Source organism: Kineococcus glutinatus, from assembly GCF_039542765.1.
Taxonomy (GTDB): domain Bacteria; phylum Actinomycetota; class Actinomycetes; order Actinomycetales; family Kineococcaceae; genus Kineococcus_A; species Kineococcus_A glutinatus.
In genome coordinates this window covers 1-20,735 of sequence record NZ_BAABIL010000085.1, presented here as the reverse complement: position 1 = coordinate 20,735, position 20,735 = coordinate 1, and the positions used below count along the sequence as shown (strand labels likewise).

Sequence of the window (20,735 nt, the reverse complement as noted above, 5' to 3'; positions counted from 1 at the left end):
GGGGGGACCCGCTGCTGCCGGTGCCGGCCCGCACCCGGGTGCGGGTGGCCGTGCACGCCCCCGGCGCCGGGGACGTGCCGGGGTTCGTGCCCGCCGCGGAAGCGCCCGGCTGGCGGGCGCTCGTCGCGGACCCCTCCCCGCTGCTGGGGCTGCCCGCCGCCGCGCCCGCCCACCACGACGAGGACCTGCTGGCGCGCCGGGACGCCGCCTTCGCCCCCCTGCAGGAGCACTACTACGAGGACCCGCCGCGCATCGAGCGCGGCTGGCGCGAGCACCTGGTCACCACCGACGGGCGCGCCCTGCTCGACGCGGTGAACAACGTCGCGGCCCTGGGCCACGGCCACCCCGGCGTCGCGGACGCGGTGGCGCGGCAGCTGCGGCGGCTCAACACGAACTCCCGCTTCCACTACGGAGCGGTCGTGGAGTTCTCCGAGCGGCTGGCCGCCCTGCTGCCCGAGCCGCTGGACACCGTGTTCCTCGTGAACTCCGGGTCCGAGGCGGGCGACCTGGCGCTGCGCATCGCGTGGGCCACCACGGGGCGCACCGACGTGCTGGCGGTGGCGGAGGCGTACCACGGCTGGACGCACGCCACCGACGCCGTGTCCACGTCGCTGGCCGACAACCCCGGCGCGCTGGGCAGCCGGCCCGGGTGGGTGCGGGTGCTGGACAGCCCCAACCCCTACCGGGGCCGGCACCGCGGCGCGGACGCCTCCCGGTACGCCGCGGAGGCGGTGGCGCGCATCGACGAGCTCGCCGCCGCCGGGCACCCGCCGGCGGCGTTCATCGCCGAGGCCGTCTACGGCAACGCCGGTGGCGTCCTGCTGCCCGACGGCTACCTCGCGGCCGTCTACGCGGCGGTGCGCCGCCACGGCGGGCTGGCGATCGCCGACGAGGTGCAGGTCGGCTACGGCCGCCTCGGGGAGTGGTTCTGGGGGTTCGAGCAGCAGGGCGTCGTGCCCGACGTCGTCACCGTGGCCAAGGCGATGGGCAACGGCCACCCGCTGGGGGCGGTGGTCACGAGCCGCCGCATCGCCGAGGCCTACCGCAACCAGGGCTACTTCTTCTCCTCCGCCGGCGGCAGCCCCGTCTCCAGCGTCGTCGGCCTCGCCGTGCTCGACGCGATGCGCGCCGAGGGCCTGCAGGACAACGCCCGCACCGTCGGGGAGCACCTGCGCGCCCGGCTGGAGGATCTGGCGCGGCGGCACGCGCTGATCGGCGCGGTGCACGGGCGCGGCCTCTACCTCGGGGTGGAGTTCGTGCGCGACCGGCGGACGCTGGAGCCGGCGGCGGAGGAGACCGCCGCGATCTGCCGGCGGATGCTGGAGCTCGGGGTCGTGATCCAGCCGACCAGCGAGCGGCTCAACGTCCTCAAGCTCAAGCCGCCGATGGTCACGAGCCGGGAGTCGGCGGACTTCTTCGCCGACTGCCTCGACCGGGTGCTCACGACGGGCTGGTGAGCGCGCCGGGGCCGGCCCCGGTCCCCGTCCGGCGCAACCTGCCGGCCACCACCTCCAGCAGGCACCCCGTCCGCCCGATGCCCACCGTGCGTCGAAGAGCGGCGCGGGACCGACGGAGGGTGGTGCCGGGTGGACCGGACGGATGACGGGCGGCTGCGGCCGGCGACGCGCGCCGAACGCGCCGCGACGGTGCTGGCGCTGCTGCCGGTGGTCGCCTTCGTCGCGACCACCGTGCCCGGCGTGCGCCCGCAGCCCGGCTACGAGTTCCTGCTGGACGGCGTGCTCAACAACCTCGCCTACCTCGCGGCGCCGGTGCTCTGCTGGCTGCGGTTGCGCCGCACCCCGAAGCCCTCGCGCGCCGGCCGCCTGCTGCTGGCCGCCCTCGCCGCCTACGGCCTCGGCAACCCGTTCTGGACGGCCTTCGTGCGCCCGCTGGCCGACCAGCCGTTCCCGTCGGGCGCCGACGCGTTCTTCCTCGCGTTCTACCCGCTGCTGTTCGCCGCGCTGCTGTGCGAGCTGCTGCGCGCGGAGGAACGGCTGTCGGCGAGCCTGTGGCTCGACGGCGTCGTCGGCGGCCTCGCCACCGGCGCGCTGGTCTCCACCGTGGTGGCCGACCCGATCCTGTCCGCGTCCCCGAGCGGCTGGGCCGCGGTCGCGACGACCGCCGCCTACCCGCTGCTGGACCTGCTGCTGCTGCTGGCCCTGGCCGCCGCGCTGGCGATGTACGGCTGGCGGCCGCCGCTGGGCCTGTGGCTGCTCGCGGCCGGCCTCGTGATGTTCGTCGTGGCCGACGTCTCCTACCTCGTCTCCACCGCGCACGGCACGTACGAGTCCGGCAACCCCACCGACGGGATCTGGGTGCTCGGCGTCGCGCTCATGGCCGCCACCCCCGGCTGGCCCGCCCGCCCCGTGGGGTTCCGGCTGCCGATGTGGGCGCTGCTCGCGGTGCCGCTGCTGGGCACGACCGCGGCGCTCGGCCTGCTGGCCGCCGACCACGCCGCGGACCTGCACCCGGTGTCGGTGGCGCTGGCCGTCGCCACCGTCGCCGCCGCGCTGCTGCGGCTGGCCGCGACCTGCCGGGAGGTCCTCGTGCTGGCCGGCACCCGGGTGCTCGCGGTGACCGACGAGCTCACCGGGCTGGGCAACCGCCGCGCCCTCTACCAGGAGGTGCCGCGCCGCCTCGCCGCCCTCCCGCCGGCCACCGAGGTCGCCCTGCTGCTGCTCGACCTCGACCGGTTCAAGGAGATCAACGACAGCCTCGGCCACGAGGCCGGCGACGTGGTGCTGCAGGAGGTCGGGACCCGGCTCGGGGTGGTGCTCGGCGGCCGCGCGGACGTCGCGGTGCGGCTGGGCGGCGACGAGTTCGCCGTCTTCCTCAGCGGGGAGCGCTGCGCCCGGGCGGAGGCGCTGGCCCGGGAGCTGCAGCAGGTCGTCGGCCACCCCCTCGTGGTGTCCGGGTACACCGTGCGCCCGGAGGTGAGCACCGGTGTCGCCGTGCTGCCCGCCGGGGAGGCGAGCCTGCCGGTGCTGCTGCGCCGCGCCGACGTCGCGATGTACCGCGCCAAGGCCGGTCACCTCGGCGTGCTCGCCTACGACGCCGACCACGACGACTTCGCCTCCGGGGAGCGGCTGGCGACGCTGGAACTGCTGCGCGAGGCGATCGCGGCGCGCGCCCTCGTCCTGCACCACCAGCCGAAGGTGGACAGCGGCACCGGCGAGGTGCGGTCGGTGGAGGCCCTGGTGCGCTGGCAGCACCCCGAGCGCGGGCTGCTCTTCCCCGACGCGTTCCTGCCGCTCGTGGAGGACGCCGGGCTGATGGGCGACCTGACGGCCGCGGTGCTGGAGCAGGCCCTGGACCAGGTCGCGGACTGGCGCCGGCGCGGGCGCGGGCTGTCGGTGGCCGTGAACCTGTCGACGTCCTCGCTGGCGGACCCCGACCTGGCGCCCCGGATCGCGGCGGTGCTCGCGGCGCGGGACCTGCCGCCGGAGACCCTCGAGATCGAGATCACCGAGGGCACGCTGATGGGCGACCGCACCCGCGCGCAGCACGTCCTCGCCGACCTGCGCCGGCGCGGCATCCGCGTCGCCGTCGACGACTTCGGCACCGGCTACTCCTCGCTGGCCTACCTCAAGGAGCTGCCGATCGACGACCTCAAGCTCGACCGGTCCTTCCTCGCCGGCGTGCTGCACGACGAGCGGGCGATGTCGCTGGTCTCCTCCACGATCCAGCTGGCGCACGCCCTCGGGCTGCGCCTGGTGGCCGAGGGCGTGGAGGACGAGCCGACGGCGGCGGCGCTGGAGGCGGCCGGCTGCGACGTGCAGCAGGGCTGGTTCCACGCCAAGGCGCTGCCGGCGCAGGCGCTGGAGGAGTGGCTGGACGCCCGCTCGGGGGTCTGCGTCCCGGCCTGAGCCGCCTCCCCCGCGCCGGGCCCCCGCGCCGGGCCCCCGCGCCGGGCCCCCGCGCCGGGCCCCGTGTCAGTGCCGCTCGGCGTCGGCGGCCTCGCGCACCGAGCGGCTGCCGAATCGGGTCAGCGCCCACAGCGCGACCCCGAGGACGAGCAGGATGCCGGCGATCTCGTACTGCTGCCCCGCCCGGCCGGAGGTCCACGGCAGCACGAGGTAGGCGCACGCGACGGCGCCGACCACCGGCAGCACCGGCCCGGCGTGGAAGTGCTGGTGCGCCACCGGGTCGCGGCGCAGCACGAGGACCGTGACGTTCACGACGGCGAACACCGACAGCAGCAGCAGCGACGTCGTGCCGCCGAGCACCGCCACCACGGAGGAGTCCGGCGCCAGCGACACGTAGGCGATGAGCGCCAGGGAGATCGCCGTGGTGAACACGATCGCGATCCACGGCGTGCGGCGGAACGGGTGCACGGCGGACAGGAAGGACGGCAGGACCCCCTGCCTGCTCATCCCGTAGAGCAGCCGGCTGGCCATCATCATGTTGATGAGCGCGGTGTTGGCGACGGCGAACATCGAGATGAACGGGATGAGGTCGGAGATCGGGAAGTCCGGCGCCGCCGTCTGGACGACCGTCACGAGCGGGGTCTCGTTGCCGGCCAGCTGGCCGATCGGCACGATCGCGACCGCGCAGATCGACACGAGCACGTAGACCACCGCCGTGATGCCCAGCCCGGTGAGCAGCACCCGGGGGAAGGTGCGGCTGGGCTCCCGGGTCTCCTCGGCCATGTTCACCGAGTCCTCGAAGCCCACCATCGCGAAGAAGGCCAGCGACGTGGCGGTGCTCACCGCGAGGAGTGCGCTCTTGTCCTGCGGCGTCTCGAACGCCACCACCCGGGAGAAGTCGGCGTCCCCGCCCGCGATGGCCCACATGCCGATCATGATGACGAGCAGCAGGCCGGACAGCTCCACCAGCGTGAGGACGACGTTGAGGCGGACGCTCTCGCTGACGCCGCGGAAGTTCACGGCCATCACGAGCAGCATGAACGCCACCGCGATGAGGACGAGCCCGCCGTCGCCCGGGTCCAGCCCGAAACCGGCGACGAGGTTGGCGGCGAAGGCGCGCGAGGCCGCCGACGCCGACGTGATGCCGGAGGACATCACGACGAAGCAGACGAGGAACGAGACGAAGTGGATGCCGAACGCCTTGTGCACGTACAGGGCGGCCCCCGCCGCCTGCGGGTACTTGGTGACCAGCTCCAGGTAGGAGAAGGCGGTCACCGTCGCCACCGCGAACGCGACGAGGAACGGCAGCCACGCCGCTCCCCCGACCTCGGCGGCCACCTGGCCGGTGAGGGCGTAGGCGCCGGTGCCGAGGATGTCGCCGATGACGAAGAGCAGCAGGAGCTTGGGCCCGATCACCCGCTTCAGCTCCGGCTGGCTCTGCGTCCGTGCTGCTGTCGAGCTCATGACGGCCTCCCGCGGGCGACGGTGCTGGACGAACGACCGGGACCTCCCCCTCGATGCTGGCCCCTGCGGCGGCGCAGCGGTAGTCGGGCGCAGCGGTGGTCGGGCGCAGCGGTGGCCGGGCGCAGCGGTGGCCGGGCGCAGCGGGGGTTCCCGCGCCGGTGCGGTGGGACTACCGTGCTGGCACCACCTGCCGAGAGGGGTCCGGCCGTGCCCGTCCACGTCACCGACTTCGCCCACGTCCGGCTCACCGTGACCGACATCGCCCGCTCCCGCGCCTTCTACGACGCGGTGTTCGGTTTCGACGTCGCCCTCCAGGCACCCCCGCCCGACGCCGACGAGGCGACGCGCACCTCCCTGGCCTTCCTCGACGGCGGGGTCGTCTACAGCTTCGGCGGCGGGCTGCTGGGCCTGCGGCCCGTCGCACCCGGGGAGGACCGCCACGACCCCGACCGGGTGGGGCTGGACCACCTGTCGTTCAGCGTCCCCGGCCGCGCGGACCTGGACGCGGCCGTGGCGGTGCTGGACGGCCTGGGCGTCCACCACGAGGGGGTCAAGGACATCGGGATGGGGTGCATCCTGGAGTTCCGCGACCCCGACGGCGTCGCGCTGGAGCTCTACTCCGCCCCCTGAGCGGGGCGCGCCTACCCGGGCGCGGGCCCCGAGCTCGCCCGGACCACGAGCCGCGCGGGCAGCCGCACGTGCCGCCCGGGCGACCGCACCTGCTGCCCGGCCTCCCACCCGTCCAGCAGGTCGAGCAGCATCCGCACGGCGAGCGCCCCCATCTCCTGCAGCGGCTGGGCGATCGTCGTGAGCGGGGGCGCGCAGTTCGCGGCCTCCGGGACGTCGTCGAAGCCGACGACCGACAGGTCCTCGGGCACGCGCAGGCCCAGGTCGTGCGCGACCTCCACGGCGCGGATCGCCGAGAGGTCGTTCGCGGCGAAGACCGCGGTGGGCCGGTCCACCGACCCCAGCAGGTCCCGGGCCGCCTCGGTGGTGGTGGCGGCGCGGTAGCCGCCGTCGCGCACCAGGCGCGGGTCGAAGCCCACGCCGGCCGCCGCCAGGGCCTCGCGGTAGCCGGCCTCGCGCAGCCGCGCCGACTCCAGGTCGGTGCGCCCGCGCAGGTGGGCGATGCGGCGGTGGCCGAGACCGAGCAGGTGCTCGGTGGCGGCGCGGGCCCCGCCGGCGTTGTCGGCGTCCACGGTGGCCGGACCGGCGGGACCGGTGTGGGGGTCGATGGCCACCACCGGGATCGTCGTCGCCGGCGACAGCACGGTCGGGGTGACGATGACGGCACCGTCGACGAGGGTGCCCGCCAGCCGCGACAGCGAGCGGCGCTCCCAGCCGACGGAGCCCCCGGCGGCGGAACCGGCGTAGGCGAGCAGCTCGTAGCCGGTACCCGCCGCGGCGGCGGAGACGCCCTTGAGCAGCTCGGTCGAGAAGGGCTCGAACTCGGCCACCAGGATGCCGATGACACCGGTGCGGCTGCTGCGCAGGGACCGCGCGACGAGCGAGGACTCGTAGCCGAGCTCGGCGGCGACCGCCAGGATCCGCCGGGAGGTGGCGGCGGAGACGCCGTAGCGGCTGTTGAGCGCCTTGGAGACCGTGGCGACGGAGACGCCCGCCACGCGGGCCACGTCGCTGATCGTCACCCGTCCCGGAGAGGGGTCCCAGGCCCGGACGTCACCGCTCATGGCCGCATCGTAGCCACGCGGCACCGAGACGAAATCGTTGTCGATAACGATTGACGAAAACCTTCCGGAAGCCTCAGAGTCCTCCTCGGCAGGCCTTCACCACGTCGAAGACGACGAGAGGAGCTCCACGATGATGAGGAAGCTGCGGGGCGCAGCGGTGTTCGCGTCGCTCGGTGCGAGCGTGACCCTGCTGGCCTCCGGGTGCGGCGGCGGGAGCGGTGGCTCGGCGTCGGAGGACGGCTCGGTCACCATGACCTTCTGGCACAACTCCACCACCGGCCCCGGCAAGGCCTACTGGGAGGAGACCGCGGCGGCCTTCGAAGCCGCCAACCCGGGCGTGCAGATCGAGATCCAGTCCATCCAGAACGAGGACATGGACGGCAAGCTCCAGACCGCCCTCAACTCCGGGGACGCGCCGGACATCTTCATGGCGCGCGGTGGCGGCAAGCTCGCCGACGTCGTGGAGGCCGGCCAGGTGCTCGACATCACCGACTCCGTCAGCGCGGAGGCAGAGGCGGCCCTCGGCGAGGGCGTCCTCGGCGCCTTCGCGGTGGACGGCAAGACCTATGGCATGCCGGTCTCGGTCCTGCCCGGCGGCATCTACCACAGCGAGGACCTCTTCGCCGCGGCCGGCATCACCGCAGCACCCACCACGATGGCCGAGCTCGGCGCGGCCGTGACGGCCCTCAAGGGCACCGGCGTGGCACCGGTCGCCCTCGGCGCCAAGGACGCCTGGCCGGCCGCCCACTGGTACTACTTCTTCGCGCTGCGCGAGTGCTCGCAGGAGACCCTCGAGGCGGCGGCGCGGTCCATGACCTTCGACGACGGGTGCTGGCGGAAGGCCGGCGAGGACCTCGAGGCCTTCGCCGACACCGAGCCCTTCAACGAGGGGTTCCTCACCACCGCCGCCCAGCAGGGCGCCGGCTCCTCCGCGGGCCTCATCGCCAACCACAAGGCCGCCATGGAGCTCATGGGCGCGTGGAACCCCGGCGTCATCGCGTCCCTCACCCCGGACGAGCAGCCGCTGGCCGACCTCGCGTGGTTCCCCTTCCCGGCCGTCGAGGGCGGCGAGGGCGACCCGCAGGCCATGATGGGCGGCGTCGACGGGTTCAGCTGCTCCGCGCAGGCCCCGGCGGAGGAGTGCACCGCCTTCCTCAACTTCATCGTCGGCAAGGAGCAGCAGGAGGGCTACGCCGAGGCGTTCCAGACGCTGCCCGCCAGCCAGGAGGCCCAGGGCGTCGTCGACGACCCCGCCCTGCAGGACGTCCTCGCCGCCTACAACGAGGCGCCCTACGTCTCGGTGTGGCTGGACACGCTGTACGGGCAGAACGTCGGCAACGCCCTCAACGCGGCCGTCGTCGAGATGCTCGCCGGCAGCGGCAGCCCCGAGAGCGTCGTCGAGGCCGTCAGCGCCGCCGCGGCCAAGGGCTGACCGGCAGCCATGACCAGCTCCCCGGGCCCGAACGCGCTGGCCACCCAGCCGCCGCCCGAGGGTCCCCCTGTTCCCGGGGGCGGCGCCACCGCGGCGCCGCCCCCCGCCCGCCGGTCGCGGCGAGGCGGGGGGCCCGACTGGCGCAAGCGCCTGGAGATCACGATCCTGGCGGGCCCCGCCGTCGTGCTCTTCCTCGCGTTCGTCATCCTCCCCGTGCTGATGGCGGCGTACTACGGGTTCTTCCGGTGGAAGGGCTTCGGCCCGCCGACGGAGTTCGTGGGCCTGGAGAACTACCGCATCATCCTGCAGGACGAGGCGTTCCACGACGCGGTGCTGCACAACGGGTTCATCGTCGTGCTCTCCCTGCTGCTGCAGGGACCGGCGGCCGTCGCGCTCGCGCTGCTGCTCAACCAGAGGATGCGCGGGCGCTCGGCGATCCGCGTGCTCGTCTTCGTGCCCTACGTGGTCGCCGAGGTCATCGTCGGCACCGGCTGGAGCCTCATGCTCCAGACCACCGGGGCGGTCAACGACCTGCTCACCGAGATCGGGCTGTCGGGCTGGGCCGTCGAGTGGCTCTCCGACCCGGACGTGGCGATCTGGTCGCTGATGCTCATCATCACGTGGAAGTACATCGGTTTCGCCGTCATCCTCTTCCTCGCCGGCCTGCAGAGCATCCCCGAGGAGCTCTACGAGGCCGCGGCCATCGACGGCGCGTCGTACTGGCAGACCCAGCGGCGCATCACGCTGCCGCTGCTGGGCCCGACGGTGCGCATCTGGGCCTTCCTGTCGATCATCGGCTCGCTGCAGCTCTTCGACCTCGTGTACATCATCTGGGGTCAGTACGTCTCGGCCACCGCGGGCACCTCGACGATGGCGACGTACATGGTCCTGTCCGGCCGCCTCGCCGGGAACTACGGCTACGGCAACGCGGTCGCCGTCGTGCTCTTCGTCATCTCGCTCGTCATCGCCCTGGCCTACCAGCGGTTCGTGCTGCGGCGCGACACCGAGGGCGCGCTCACGGAGGGGAGGAAGTGATGGCCGCGAGCACCGCGGACCCGACCGTGGCGGGCACCACCGCCCGGCGGCGGGGAACCACCGGCCGGCGGCGGGGCACCACCGGCCTCGGCCGCGGCGGCCCGGTGACGTACGCCGTCGCGTACCTCTTCGTCGGCATCTGCATCGGCCCGGTCCTCTACATCGTCGTGGGCGGGTTCCGGACCAACGCCCAGATCACCGTCGACCCGGCGGGCCTGCCGTCCCCGTGGGTGCTGGGCAACTACCTCGACGTGCTGGCCAGCGGCATGTTCTGGCAGCAGGTGCTCAACTCCACGATCACGGCCCTCGCCACCACCGCCGGGGTGGTCGTCCTGGGCCTGATGGCCGCCTTCGTCATCGCGCGCTACCGGTTCAGCGCGCGCGGCGCGCTGTACTCGCTGTTCGCGGCGGGCCTGATGTTCCCGATGACGGTGGCCATCACGCCGCTGTACATCCTGGTGCGGGACCTCGGGCTCATGAACACCCTGCCCGGCATCATCCTGCCGCAGATCGCCTTCGCCCTGCCGGTGACGGTCATCATCCTGGTGCCGTTCCTGCGGGCCATCCCGGACGAGCTCGAGGAGGCCGCCGCCATCGACGGCGCCAGCCGCCTCGGGTTCTTCTTCCGGATGGTGGTGCCGCTGTCGGTCCCGGGCGTCGTGACCACCGGCATCCTGGCGTTCATCGCCAGCTGGAACGGCTACATGCTGCCGCTGTTCATCCTCAACGACGAGACCTCCTACACGCTCCCGCTGGGTGTGCAGGCGTTCTCCTCGCAGTACTCCGTCGACACCGCCAGGGTCCTGGCGTTCACGTCGCTGTCGATGATCCCGGCGCTCGTGTTCTTCTCGCTGTTCGAGCGCCGCATCGTCGGCGGCCTGACGGGCGCCGTGAAGGGCTGACGCCCGCAGCGACCGCCCGCACGACCGGTGGCCCCGCAGCACCGGCTGCGGGGCCACCCCACGAGCAGACGTCCCGCCGAAGGAGTTGGACCCCGTGACCGAAGTCCCCGCAGACATCCCGGCGATGCCCGAGGTCTCGGAGCGCGTGCGAGCGCTGCACGCGCTGATGACCCTGGAGGAGAAGCTCGCACAGCTCACCGGGTACTGGCTGGACCGGGGCGGGGAGGTCGTGGCCCCGATGCAGGGCGAGATGACCGCCGGGCAGCGCGACGGCGGCGCGCTCGCCGAGACCACCCGCCACGGCATCGGCCACTACACCCGCGTCTACGGCACGCGCCCCGTGGAACCCGCCGAGCGCGCCGCGTGGCTGTGGGCCGAGCAGCGGCGCCTGCAGCGCGAGACCAGGCTCGGCGTCCCGGCCCTCGTCCACGAGGAGTGCCTCACCGGCCTGGCCGCGTGGCAGGCCGCCGTCTTCCCCACCCCGCTGGCGTGGGGGGCGTCCTTCGACCCCGACCTCGTGCGGGAGGTCGGGCGGGTCATCGGTGGTTCCATGCGCCGGCTCGGGGTCCACCAGGGCCTCGCGCCCGTGCTGGACGTCGTCCGCGACCCCCGGTGGGGGCGGGTGGACGAGTGCATCGGGGAGGACCCCTACCTCGTCGGCACGGTGGGCACCGCCTACGTGCGCGGCCTGCAGGAGGCCGGCGTGCACGCCACGCTCAAGCACTTCCTCGGGTACTCCGCGTCGAGGTCGGGGCGCAACCACGCTCCCGTCTCCGCCGGGCCGCGGGAGATCGCCGACGTCCTGCTGCCGCCGTTCGAGATGGCGCTGCTGGACGGCGGCGCCCGGTCCGTGATGAACGCCTACACCGAGATCGACGGCGTACCGCTGGCCGCCAGCCCCGAGCACCTCACCGCCACCCTGCGCGAGCGGCTGGGGTTCGAGGGCGTCGTCGTGGCCGACTACTTCGCCGTCGCCTTCCTCGAGGTCATGCACGCCGTCGCCCGGGGCCGCGGTGAGGCCGCGGCCCTGGCGCTGCAGGCCGGCATCGACGTCGAGCTGCCCACCGGGGACGCCTACCTCGAACCGCTGGCCGAGCGCATCCGCGCGGGCGCGTTCGACGAGCGCTACGTCGACCGCGCCGTGCTGCGCGTCCTGCGCCAGAAGGAGGAGCTGGGCCTGCTGGAGGCCGGCGCGTTCGGGGACGCCCCGCCCGCGCACGTCGACCTCGACTCCCCCCGGCACCGGGAGCTGGCGCGCGAGCTGGCCGAGGAGTCCGTGGTGCTGCTCGCCAACGACGGGGTCCTCCCGCTGGGCGGCTGGGCGCGGGCACCCCGGCGCGTGGCCGTCATCGGCCCGAACGCGCACCGCGCCGAGGCCCTGCAGGGCTGCTACTCCTTCGCCAACCACGTGCTGGCGCACCACCCCGACCACCCGATGGGCGTGGAGGTCCCCACCGTCCTGCAGGCGCTGGGCACCGCCTTCGCGGCCGCCGGCATGCCGCGGCCGGACCTCGTGCACGTCGAGGGCTGCGCCGTGGAGGACGAGGACACCTCGGGGTTCGCCGCCGCCGCCGACGCCGCCCGCGGCGCCGACGTGGCCGTCGTCGTCGTGGGCGACCAGGCCGGTCTGTTCGGGCGCGGCACCGTGGGCGAGGGCAACGACTGCGAGTCCCTCGACCTGCCCGGCGTGCAGCGCCGGCTCGTGGAGGAGGTCGTCGCCACCGGCACCCCCGTCGTCGTGGTCCTGCTCACCGGCCGCCCCTACGCCGTCGGCTGGGCGCTGGAGGGGGACGGTCCCCGGCCCGGCGCGGTGCTGCAGGCGTTCTTCCCCGGCGAGGAGGGCGGCGCGGCGATCGCCGGCGTCCTCACCGGTGCGGTCACCCCCTCCGGCCGGCTGCCCGTGTCGCTGCCCCGCTCCGCGGGTGCCCAGCCGTTCTCCTACCTGCACCCGGTCCTCGGCGGGCCCTCCGACGTCACGGCCACCGACCCCACCCCGCTGCGCCCGTTCGGGTTCGGCCTGTCGTACACGACGTTCGGCTACTGCGACCTCGTCGTCGACGAGTCCGTCCCCGCCGGCGGCACCTTCACCGCGGCCGTGACGGTGACCAACACCGGCGACGTGGCGGGCACGGACGTCGTGCAGCTCTACGGCCACGACGTGCACGGCACCGTCACCCGCCCCGTGGTGCAGCTCCTCGGCTACACCCGGCTGGCGCTGGCGCCGGGCGGATCGGCGCGGGTGGTGTTCCGCGTGCCGACGACCCGCTTCGCCTTCACCGACCGCCGGCTCGTCAAGGTCGTCGAACCCGGCGACGTCCAGGTGTGGGTCGGTTCCCACGCGGCGGCCTCCGCCGACGCACCGGCGGGCGCCGCGACCGGGGGGAGCACCGACGGCGCGATCGTCAGCGAGCGGCGCGCCGAGAAGCGCCGCGTCCCCGGGGTGGCGACGCCCCGCGCGCTCCTGGGGATCACCGGCGCCGTGCACGAGGTCACCAACGCCGACCCCCGCCTGGTGGGCGTCGAGATCTCCCCCGTCCCGGTCCCGCCGGGCGTCCGGGCGGCACCGGGACGCCCGGACGCCGGCTGAGGGCCGCCCACTCCACCCGCGTCAGCGCGCCGCCCACTCCGCGCGCGGGCCGCGGTGCACGGCCGCGTAGACGCGGTCGCGCAGCCGGTTGGCCTCCTCGTCGGTCAGGGTGGCCCCCAGCGGGCGCAGCACCAGCCGCAGCAGCACGTTGAGCTGGCCGGGCCGGATGCCGAGCCGCTGCCGGGCGGCCGCCGGCAGGTCCTCGCAGGCGGTGGCGGCCAGGACCGTGACGGACTCCAGGTCGTCGGCCTGCGCCCCGAGGGCGGAGCGGACGGTGTCACCGAGCTGCTCGGCGTCGGTGGGGGCGTCCACGACCACCGACAGGTCCCGGCGCACCGGCGGCCGGGCCGAGACCGGTCGCCACGGGGACAGGTCGAGCAGCTGCGCGGCCGTGCGCGGCTCGCCCGAGCGCAGCAGCCGGATGTCGCCGATGCCCTTGCGGAGCATGAGCGCCCGGTCCAGGCCGGCGCCGAGGGCCAGGCCGCTGCAGCGGTCGGGGTCCAGCCCGGCGCCGGCGAGGACGTGCCCGGCCACCAGGCCGCACTCGGCGAGCTCCACCCAGCCGCCCGGGGTGTGCACGTCGACCTGCAGGCCGCCGCGGGTGTACGGGTGCACCGCGGGCGTGGTGCGCCAGCGCGCCCCGGGGAGCACGGCCTCGACGAGCAGGGCGACCATCCGCCGCAGGTCCGCCTCGCCCAGCGCCCCGCCGGGCCGGGCCCCGGGGGCGGCGACGACGATGCGCCACAGGTCGACCTGGTGGGGGGTGCCCACGTGCAGGCGGTCGATGCTGTCGCGGCGGTGGCACAACCCGGGCAGGGCCAGCAGCACGTCGACCGGGCCGGGCCCCGCGGCAGGGCCGGCGGCCAGCTCGCGCAGCACCGGCGGGACGCCCGCGCTGGTGTGGCTGCGCAGCATGACGGTCTCGCTGACGTAGCGGCTGTAGCGGGCGTCGCGGGTGACGTCGGCGGGGGCGTAGCCGAGCCGGTCGTAGTTGTCCTCCACCGACACCAGCGGGCGGGGTCGGCGCAGGTCCAGGCGGCACCCCCACGCGGCGGTGAGCGCGGCCAGCACGTCGTCGAGCAGCAGCTGCATGGCGTGCGGTCCGGCGGCGGGGTCGGTGAGGTCGCGCAGTTCCAGCGCGGCGGTGAGGTCGGGCAGGGGGAGCAGGGTCGGGGTGTTCGTCGGGGTGCTCACGGCGGTGTCCTCCGTCGTCGGTCCGGGTGGGATGTCACCCCCGGCCGACGGCCCCGTGACGGGCTACCGGCAGATCTCGGCGCCCGCACGGCTGCTCGGCAGCCGGGGGCGGGTAAACGAGGTGGTGAGCCGGAGCACGGGCCAACGCTAACGCGCCGGTGGGTCCTGGCGGAACCCACCGGCGCGGTCGCGTCCTACCCCGCGAGCGCCTCCTTGAGCGCGGTGCGCACCCCGCCGCGCTCCAGCGCCGAGGCGGCCTCCAGCACGAGGGCGCGGAACCCCGGGTCGGCCGGCAGCTCGTCGCCGAAGACGGCGCGCACCCCCAGCAGCGCCTCGGTGGCCGCCCGCCCGCCGCCCGCACCGCCACCGGCCCGGGCCAGCTCGGCGGCCAGCGGGTCGTCCACCGCCAGCGGGGTGCCGTCCTCGGCCGTCCCCGCGGTCACGTAGCGCGCCCAGCCGGCGATCGCCAGGGCGGTCAGCCGCGGCTGGCCGCCGGCGGCCAGCCGGTCGCGGGCGGTGGCGAGCAGCCGCTGCGGCAGCTTCTGCGAGCCGTCCATCGCGATCTGCGCGGTGCGGTGGCGCAGCGCGGGGTTCGCGAAGCGCTCGAGCAGGTCGTGCTGGTAGGCGGTGACGTCGAAACCGCCCGGCACGTCCAGCGTGGGCACGACCTCCTCGGCCCAGAACCGCCGCACGAACCCGGCGAGGTCGTCGTCGGCCACCGCGTCGGCCACGTGGGCGAACCCCGCCAGGCCGCCGAGGTAGGCGATCGCGGAGTGGGCGCCGTTGAGCATCCGCAGCTTCATCGCCTCGTAGGGCTCGACGTCACCGGTGAGCACCACCCCGGGGACGTGCTCCCACGCCGGGCGCCCGCCCGCGAAGGAGTCCTCCACGACCCACTGCCGGAACGGCTCGGTGACGACGGCGCCGTGGTCCTCCACACCCAGCAGCCGGGCGGCCTCCGCCCGGTCGGTGTCCGTCGTGGCGGGCACGATCCGGTCGACCATGGAGGAGGGGAACGTGGCGTTCGCCGCGATCCACGACCGCAGCCGCTCGCCCTCCGCCGCGGGCAGCAGGTCGCAGAAGTCCGCGACGAGCCCGGCGAGCACCTCGCCGTTGGCCGGCAGGTTGTCGCAGCACAGCACCGCCACCGGGCCGGCGTCGCCGGCGCAGCGGGCCTGCAGGCCGCGGGCCAGCTGCCCGACGACGGTGCGGGGCGGGCGCCCTGCCGCGTCGGCGCGCACCTCCTCGTCGTCGGTGCGCAGCCGCCGGGTGGCGGGGTCGTGGCGGTACCCCTTCTCCGTGACGGTGAGGGTGACCACCCGCACCCGCGGATCGGCCAGCCGCGCGGGCACGGCGGCCGGGTCGTCGCGGGCGCAGAGCAGCTCCCGCACCGGGCCGCGCACCCGCACGTCCGTGCCGCCGGCCGAGCGCACCAGCACCGAGTACAGCCCGCCCTGGGGCCCGAGCTGGTCCAGCACCGCGGTGCTGCGCTGGGTGACGCCGCAGATGCCCCAGCTCGCGTCGCCGGCGGCGGCCATGGCCTCCTCGGTGAGCACGGCCTGGTGGGCGCGGTGGAACGCCCCGATGCCGAGGTGGACGATGCCGACCCCGGTGTCCTGCGGCGGCAGCAGGGGTCCGGTGCCCGCGGGCAGGTCCGCCAGCGCGGCCGGGGACAGGCGCCGCATCACATCACCGCCCCGAGCTGCCACGGCGTGAACTCCTCGTCGCCCACGCCGATCTCCTCGCTCTTGGTGCGCCGGCCGGAGGCGGTCTCCAGCACGAGGTCGAAGATGCGCCGGCCCATCTCCTCCACGGAGGTCCCCTCCAGCACGACACCGCAGTCGACGTCCATGTCGTCCTCCATGCGCCGGTACACGTCGCTGTTCGTGGCCAGCTTCAGGCTGGGCGCCGGCTTGCAGCCGAACACCGAGCCGCGCCCGGTGGTGAAGCAGACGACGTTCGCGCCGCCGGCGACGATGCCCGTGACGGAGACGGGGTCGTAGCCGGGGGTGTCCATGAACACGAACCCCTTCTCCCCCAGCGGCTCGGCGTACTCGTGGACGGCCGTCAGGGCCGTGGTGCCGCCCTTGGCGACGGCGCCCAGCGACTTCTCCAGGATCGTCGTCAGCCCGCCCGCCTTGTTGCCCGGGGAGGGGTTGTTGTCCATGTCGCCGCCGTTGTCGGCGGTGTAGCGCTCCCACCAGCGGATGCGCTCCAGCAGCCGCTCGGCCACCTGCGGGCTCACCGCGCGCCGGGTGAGCAGGTGCTCGGCGCCGTACACCTCCGGGGTCTCCGCGAGCACCGCGGTGCCGCCGTGGCGCACGAGCTCGTCGACGGCCGCCCCGAGGGAGGGGTTGGCCGTCACCCCCGACCAGCCGTCGCTGCCGCCGCAGTTGGTGCCCAGGACGAGCTCGCTGGCCGGCACGGGCCGGCGCTGCGCGCGCCCCACGTCGGGCACGAACTCCCGGATGCGGGCGACGCCCTCGGCGACGGTGCGCCGGGTGCCGCCGAGCTCCTGGATCGCCATCGGCACCACGAGGCGGTCGTCGGGCAGGTCGAGGTCGCCGAGCAGGCCGGAGATCTGGTTGACCTCGCAGCCCAGGCCCAGGACGAGCAGCGCCCCGAAGTTGGGGTGGCGGGCGTAGCCGCGCAGGGTGCGGCGCAGCACCTCCAGGCCGGCGCCGTCGGCGGCCAGCCCGCAGCCGGTGCCGTGGGCCAGGGCCACGACGCCGTCGACGGAACCGACGCCGTCGATCCCGTCGAGCGCGCCGGGGGCCTGCAGCTGGCGGGCGATGAGCTTGGCGGCGGTCGCCGAGCAGTTCACCGTCGTGAGGATCCCGACGTAGTTGCGGGTGGCGGCCCGCCCGTCGCTGCGGACGAAGCCCTGGAACACCGCCCGCTCCTCCGGCGGCAGCACGTCGGGCCGGACCGCGCCGGCGCCGAACTCGTGCTCGGGGCGGGAGGCCACCATCCCGAGGTTGTGGACGTGCACGTGGTCCCCGGCGCGCACGTCGGCCGTGGCGCGGCCGATGACCTGCCCGTACTTGCGGACCTCCGCACCGGCGGCGACGTCGGTGACGGCGACCTTGTGCCCGCGGGGCACGTCGGCGCGCAGCGGCAGCTCGCGCCCGCCGTCGAGGGTCACGACGGTGCCGGCCGGCAGGTCGGCCCGCGCCACCCCCACGGAGTCGTGCGGGTGCAGCAGCAGGACCGACGACGCGGTGGGGGCTGCTGCGGGCGGCGTCCCCGCGGGTGCCGTCCCGGTGGGCGCTGCTGTCATGGTCGTCCTCCCTGGACGTCGGCGGTCGGCGGGTTCGGCGGCGGGGTCGGCGGCGGCGCGAGGGGCGTCGCCGTCGTCGAGCGCACCAGCAGGTCGACGTCGAGGACGCGCTGCAGGCGCCCCGCGTCGGGATCGGGGTCGGCCAGCCGCTCCAGCAGCAGGTCGATGGCGGCGCGCCCGGCCTGCACCATCGGCAGCGCGACGGTGGTCAGCGGCAGCGCCCCCATCCCGGCCGTGGGGATGCCGTCGAAACCGGCGACGCTCACCTCGCCGGGCACGGCGACCCCGCGCGCGGCGAGGCGGTTCAGCACGCCGAGGGCCATGAGGTCGTTGAAGGCGACGACGGCCGTGGCGCCGGTGGCGGCGGCGGGGTCGGCGGCCCGCAGCCCGCCCTCGTAGGTCGGCTCGAACGGGCCCAGCTCGACGAGGTCGACGGCCTCGCGGCGGGCGGCCAGGCGCATGCCGCGGCGGCGCTCGCGGTCGGACCAGGACGTGCGCGGGCCGCCGAGGTAGGCGACGCGGCGGTGGCCCAGGGCCCCCAGGTGGGCGAGCAGCCGCCGCACGCCGGCGACGTTGTCGAAGAGGACGGCGGGGCGGTCGTCCTCGCGGCGGTTGAGCAGGACCAGGGGGATGCTCGGCATGAGCTCGTGCAGCTGGTGGCCGCTCATGCGCGAGGAGCACAGCACGATGCCGTCGACCTGCTTGGCCATGGCGCGCACGAGGTCCTCCTCGACGCCGGGGTCCTCGTCGGTGTCGGCGAGGAAGACGATCTGGTCGGCCTCGCGGGCCCGGGCGTTGGCGCCCTTGAGGACGGCGGAGAAGAAGGGGTTGGCCAGGTCGGGCACGACGACGCCGATGTTGCCGGTGCGGCCGGTGATGAGGCCGCGGGCGGCGCGGTTGGGCGTGTAGCCGAGGTCGCGGGCCAGCTGCAGCACCCGGTCGCGGGTGTCGGCCCGCACGAGCTGGGGGTTGGTGAAGGCGCGCGAGACGGTGGACGCGGAGACCCCCGCCCGCGTCGCCACCTCGTGGATCGTCACCCCGCTCACGCGCACCCCCTTCGGTGCCACCAGGGTGCAAAGGTTTGCATGAATCGTCAAGCCCGGTCCCGGACCGCGCCGCGCGGGGACTTGCCTGGACGGCCGCCGTCTTGCAAAGGTTTGCACGAGGGGTTGCGCACCGGCCGGTGCGGCGGACCCACGACGCCTCGAGGAGGAGTGCAGTGCGCGCACTGGTGCTGGACGACGACCGCATCCTGCCCACCGAACCGGCGACGCGGTCGCTGGCGCGCGAGCTGTACGCCGCCGTGCGCGACCTGCCGGTCATCAGCATGCACGGGCACGTCGACGCCGCGCTGCTGGCCCGCGACGAGCCGTTCAGCGACCCCGCGCAGCTGCTCGTCGTGCCCGACCACTACGTCACGCGGATGCTCGTCTCCCAGGGCGTGCGGCTGGAGGACCTCGGCGTCCCCCGCCTCGACGGCGGCCCCGTCGAGCGCGACCCCCGCGCGATCTGGCGCCGCTTCTGCGCCGGCTGGCACCTCTTCCGCGGCACCCCGAGCCGGCTGTGGCTGGAGCAGGAGCTGCACGACGTGTTCGGGGTGCGGGTGCAGCCCTCGGCGGAGACCGCCGACGAGCTCTACGACCAGATCGCCGGGTGCATCGCCCGCCCGGAGTTCCGCCCCCGCGCCCTCTTCGACCGCTTCGGCATCGAGGTGCTGGCCACCACCGACTCCCCGCTGAGCGAGCTGGCCGACCACGCCGCGATCCGCGCCTCCGGCTGGGGCGGCACCGTGGTGCCCACCTTCCGGCCCGACGCCCTCGTCCACGTCGACCGGCCGCAGTGGAAGTCCGACGTCGAGCAGCTCGCCGAGGTGTCCGGCGTGCCCACCGCCACCTACGCCGGTTTCCTCGACGCGCTGCGGCAGCGGCGGGAGCACTTCGCCCGCGCCGGGGCGATGGCCACCGACCACGGCCACGTCAGCGCCGACAGCACCCCCCTGGAGCGCGCCGACGCCGAGCGGGTCTACCGCGACGCCCTCAACGGCACCGCCGACCCCGCCGCCGCGCGCGCCTTCGCCGCGCACATGCTCTTCGAGATGGCGCGGATGAGCAGCGAGGACGGCCTCGTCATGCAGATCCACCCCGGGGTGGTGCGCGACCACGACCCGGCGGTGCACGAGCAGTTCGGCCCCGACCGCGGCTTCGACATCCCCGCCGCCGTCGACTTCGTCCGCGGCCTGCACCCGCTGCTGGCGGCGTTCGGGCGCCACCCGCGCTTCCGCTGCGTGCTGTTCACCATCGACGAGACGACGTACTCGCGCGAGCTGGCCCCCCTGGCCGGCGTCTACCCGGGCGTCCGGCTCGGCGTGCCGTGGTGGTTCCTGGACAGCCCGATGGCGATGCGCCGCTTCCGGGAGGCCACCACCGAGACCGCCGGCTTCTACAACGGCGCCGGTTTCGTCGACGACACCCGCGCCTTCGCCTCCATCCCCGCCCGCCACGACGTCTCCCGCCGCGTCGACGCCGGGTTCCTCGCCGAGCTCGTCGCCCGCGGCCAGCTCGGGCTCGACGAGGCCCTGGAGACCGTCGTGGACCTCACCGTGACGCTGCCGCGCGCGGCGTACGCGCCGGTCGGGGCGTGAGCGCCGTGGCCGACCGCATCCCCGTCTCCCCCACCTGCCTGGCCGAGGGCCTCGTCGCGGTGCTGCGCGCCGACGACGCCGCCCGCTACCGCCCGGTCGTGGAGGTGCTCGTCGCCGAGGGCGTCTCCTGCATCGAGCTGACCCTCACCACCCCCGGCACCCTCGACGTCCTCGCCGAGCTGGCCGCCGCCGTGCCGCAGGCCGAGGTGGGGGTCGGCACCGTGCTGCGCCCCGAGGACGCCCGCCGCGCCGCGGACGCCGGTGCCCGCTTCCTCGTCACCCCCAACGCCGGCACCGAGGTGGTCCGCGCCGGCGTCGAACGCGGCCTGCCCGTCTACGCCGGCGCCATGACGCCCAGCGAGGCGTACTCGAACTGGTCCGCCGGCGCCGCCGCGGTGAAGGTGTTCCCCGCCGCCACCGTCACCGCCGACTTCGTCAAGCACCTGCACGGCCCCTTCCCCGGGATGCCGGTCGTCCCCTCCGGCGGGGTGGGGATCGGCGACATCGGCGCCTGGCTGCGGGCCGGGGCCGTCGCGGTCAGCCTCGGCGGGCCGCTGCTGGGCGACGCGCTCGCCGGTGGCGACCTCGACGCGCTGCGCGGGCGCGCCGCCGCGGCCCGCGCCGCCGTCGCGAGGGCCAGGGC

General features: G+C 75.2%; 15 protein-coding genes. 9 read left to right on the top strand and 6 right to left on the bottom strand.

Features of this window, described 5'->3' with window-relative positions; all coding sequences use genetic code 11:
* Both ABEB16_RS04095 and ABEB16_RS04090 read left to right on the top strand, forming a co-directional pair.
* Positions 1–1,457, top strand: a 1,457-nt coding sequence (locus tag ABEB16_RS04095; RefSeq protein WP_345710993.1) for an aminotransferase class III-fold pyridoxal phosphate-dependent enzyme, incomplete at its 5' end; no start/stop codon positions are given.
* A gap of 129 nt (positions 1,458–1,586) precedes the next feature.
* On the top strand, positions 1,587–3,866 hold the full coding sequence (locus tag ABEB16_RS04090; protein ID WP_345710992.1) for a putative bifunctional diguanylate cyclase/phosphodiesterase: 2,280 nt from the start codon (positions 1,587–1,589) through the stop codon (positions 3,864–3,866).
* A gap of 66 nt (positions 3,867–3,932) precedes the next feature.
* Here ABEB16_RS04090 and ABEB16_RS04085 read toward each other — a convergent pair whose 3' ends face one another.
* Positions 3,933–5,330, bottom strand: a complete 1,398-nt coding sequence (locus ABEB16_RS04085) for an APC family permease (RefSeq protein WP_345710991.1) — start codon at positions 5,328–5,330, stop codon at positions 3,933–3,935.
* Positions 5,331–5,537: 207 nt separating this feature from the next.
* On the opposite strand from ABEB16_RS04085, the gene ABEB16_RS04080 reads away from it, so the two are divergent.
* The gene (locus ABEB16_RS04080) at positions 5,538–5,960 is read left to right on the top strand and encodes a VOC family protein (protein ID WP_345710990.1); all 423 of its coding nucleotides are present in this window, start codon (positions 5,538–5,540) and stop codon (positions 5,958–5,960) included.
* 11 nt (positions 5,961–5,971) lie between these two features.
* On the opposite strand, the gene ABEB16_RS04075 is transcribed toward ABEB16_RS04080, so the two are convergent.
* A complete protein-coding gene (locus ABEB16_RS04075) occupies positions 5,972–7,021 on the bottom strand; it encodes a LacI family DNA-binding transcriptional regulator (protein ID WP_345710989.1) in 1,050 nt (349 codons plus the stop codon).
* A 130-nt stretch (positions 7,022–7,151) separates the two neighbouring features.
* Here ABEB16_RS04075 and ABEB16_RS04070 point away from each other — a divergent pair, with 130 nt between their 5' ends.
* The 4 genes from ABEB16_RS04070 (at position 7,152) to ABEB16_RS04055 (ending at position 12,977) form a co-directional block, all read left to right on the top strand.
* Positions 7,152–8,453, top strand: coding sequence for an ABC transporter substrate-binding protein (locus ABEB16_RS04070; RefSeq protein WP_345710988.1), 1,302 nt, complete (start codon positions 7,152–7,154; stop codon positions 8,451–8,453).
* 9 nt (positions 8,454–8,462) lie between these two features.
* Positions 8,463–9,488, top strand: coding sequence for a carbohydrate ABC transporter permease (locus tag ABEB16_RS04065; RefSeq protein WP_345710987.1), 1,026 nt, complete (start codon positions 8,463–8,465; stop codon positions 9,486–9,488).
* Complete coding sequence (locus tag ABEB16_RS04060; RefSeq protein ID WP_345710986.1) at positions 9,488–10,390, top strand: carbohydrate ABC transporter permease; 903 nt, start codon at positions 9,488–9,490, stop codon at positions 10,388–10,390. Before ABEB16_RS04065 ends, ABEB16_RS04060 begins: the two co-directional genes overlap by 1 nt.
* A 124-nt stretch (positions 10,391–10,514) precedes the next feature.
* On the top strand, positions 10,515–12,977 hold the full coding sequence (locus tag ABEB16_RS04055; protein WP_345710994.1) for a beta-xylosidase/alpha-l-arabinosidase: 2,463 nt from the start codon (positions 10,515–10,517) through the stop codon (positions 12,975–12,977).
* 21 nt (positions 12,978–12,998) lie between these two features.
* Here the strand turns inward: ABEB16_RS04055 and srmL are convergent, their stop codons facing one another.
* The 4 genes from srmL to ABEB16_RS04035 form a co-directional block, all read right to left on the bottom strand.
* The gene (gene srmL / locus ABEB16_RS04050) at positions 12,999–14,171 is read right to left on the bottom strand and encodes a PheS-related mystery ligase SrmL (protein ID WP_345710985.1); all 1,173 of its coding nucleotides are present in this window, start codon (positions 14,169–14,171) and stop codon (positions 12,999–13,001) included.
* A gap of 194 nt (positions 14,172–14,365) precedes the next feature.
* Positions 14,366–15,880: a mannitol dehydrogenase family protein gene (locus ABEB16_RS04045; protein WP_345710984.1), complete on the bottom strand. Its 1,515-nt coding sequence runs from the start codon at positions 15,878–15,880 to the stop codon at positions 14,366–14,368.
* Complete coding sequence (locus tag ABEB16_RS04040) at positions 15,856–17,451, bottom strand: UxaA family hydrolase (RefSeq protein WP_345710983.1); 1,596 nt, start codon at positions 17,449–17,451, stop codon at positions 15,856–15,858. The genes ABEB16_RS04045 and ABEB16_RS04040 overlap by 25 nt, the downstream gene beginning before the upstream one ends.
* The gene (locus ABEB16_RS04035) at positions 17,448–18,497 is read right to left on the bottom strand and encodes a LacI family DNA-binding transcriptional regulator (RefSeq protein WP_345710982.1); all 1,050 of its coding nucleotides are present in this window, start codon (positions 18,495–18,497) and stop codon (positions 17,448–17,450) included. The genes ABEB16_RS04040 and ABEB16_RS04035 overlap by 4 nt, the downstream gene beginning before the upstream one ends.
* Before the next feature lie 173 nt (positions 18,498–18,670).
* On the opposite strand from ABEB16_RS04035, the gene uxaC reads away from it, so the two are divergent.
* Complete coding sequence (uxaC, locus tag ABEB16_RS04030; RefSeq protein ID WP_345710981.1) at positions 18,671–20,092, top strand: glucuronate isomerase; 1,422 nt, start codon at positions 18,671–18,673, stop codon at positions 20,090–20,092.
* The coding region (locus tag ABEB16_RS04025; protein WP_345710980.1) for a bifunctional 4-hydroxy-2-oxoglutarate aldolase/2-dehydro-3-deoxy-phosphogluconate aldolase at positions 20,089–20,735 on the top strand (647 nt) is incomplete at its 3' end. The genes uxaC and ABEB16_RS04025, both read left to right, overlap by 4 nt.

What these genes read in the sequence shown, in the direction of transcription:
- ABEB16_RS04085 (WP_345710991.1), bottom strand. Translation starts at nt 5,330, where the DNA reads ATGAGCTCGACAGCAGCACGGACGCAGAGCCAGCCGGAGCTGAAGCGG.
- ABEB16_RS04075 (WP_345710989.1), bottom strand. Translation starts at nt 7,021, where the DNA reads ATGAGCGGTGACGTCCGGGCCTGGGACCCCTCTCCGGGACGGGTGACG.
- ABEB16_RS04070 (WP_345710988.1), top strand. Translation starts at nt 7,152, where the DNA reads ATGATGAGGAAGCTGCGGGGCGCAGCGGTGTTCGCGTCGCTCGGTGCG.
- ABEB16_RS04065 (WP_345710987.1), top strand. Translation starts at nt 8,463, where the DNA reads ATGACCAGCTCCCCGGGCCCGAACGCGCTGGCCACCCAGCCGCCGCCC.
- ABEB16_RS04060 (WP_345710986.1), top strand. Translation starts at nt 9,488, where the DNA reads ATGGCCGCGAGCACCGCGGACCCGACCGTGGCGGGCACCACCGCCCGG.
- ABEB16_RS04055 (WP_345710994.1), top strand. Translation starts at nt 10,515, where the DNA reads ATGCCCGAGGTCTCGGAGCGCGTGCGAGCGCTGCACGCGCTGATGACC.
- ABEB16_RS04040 (WP_345710983.1), bottom strand. Translation starts at nt 17,451, where the DNA reads ATGACAGCAGCGCCCACCGGGACGGCACCCGCGGGGACGCCGCCCGCA.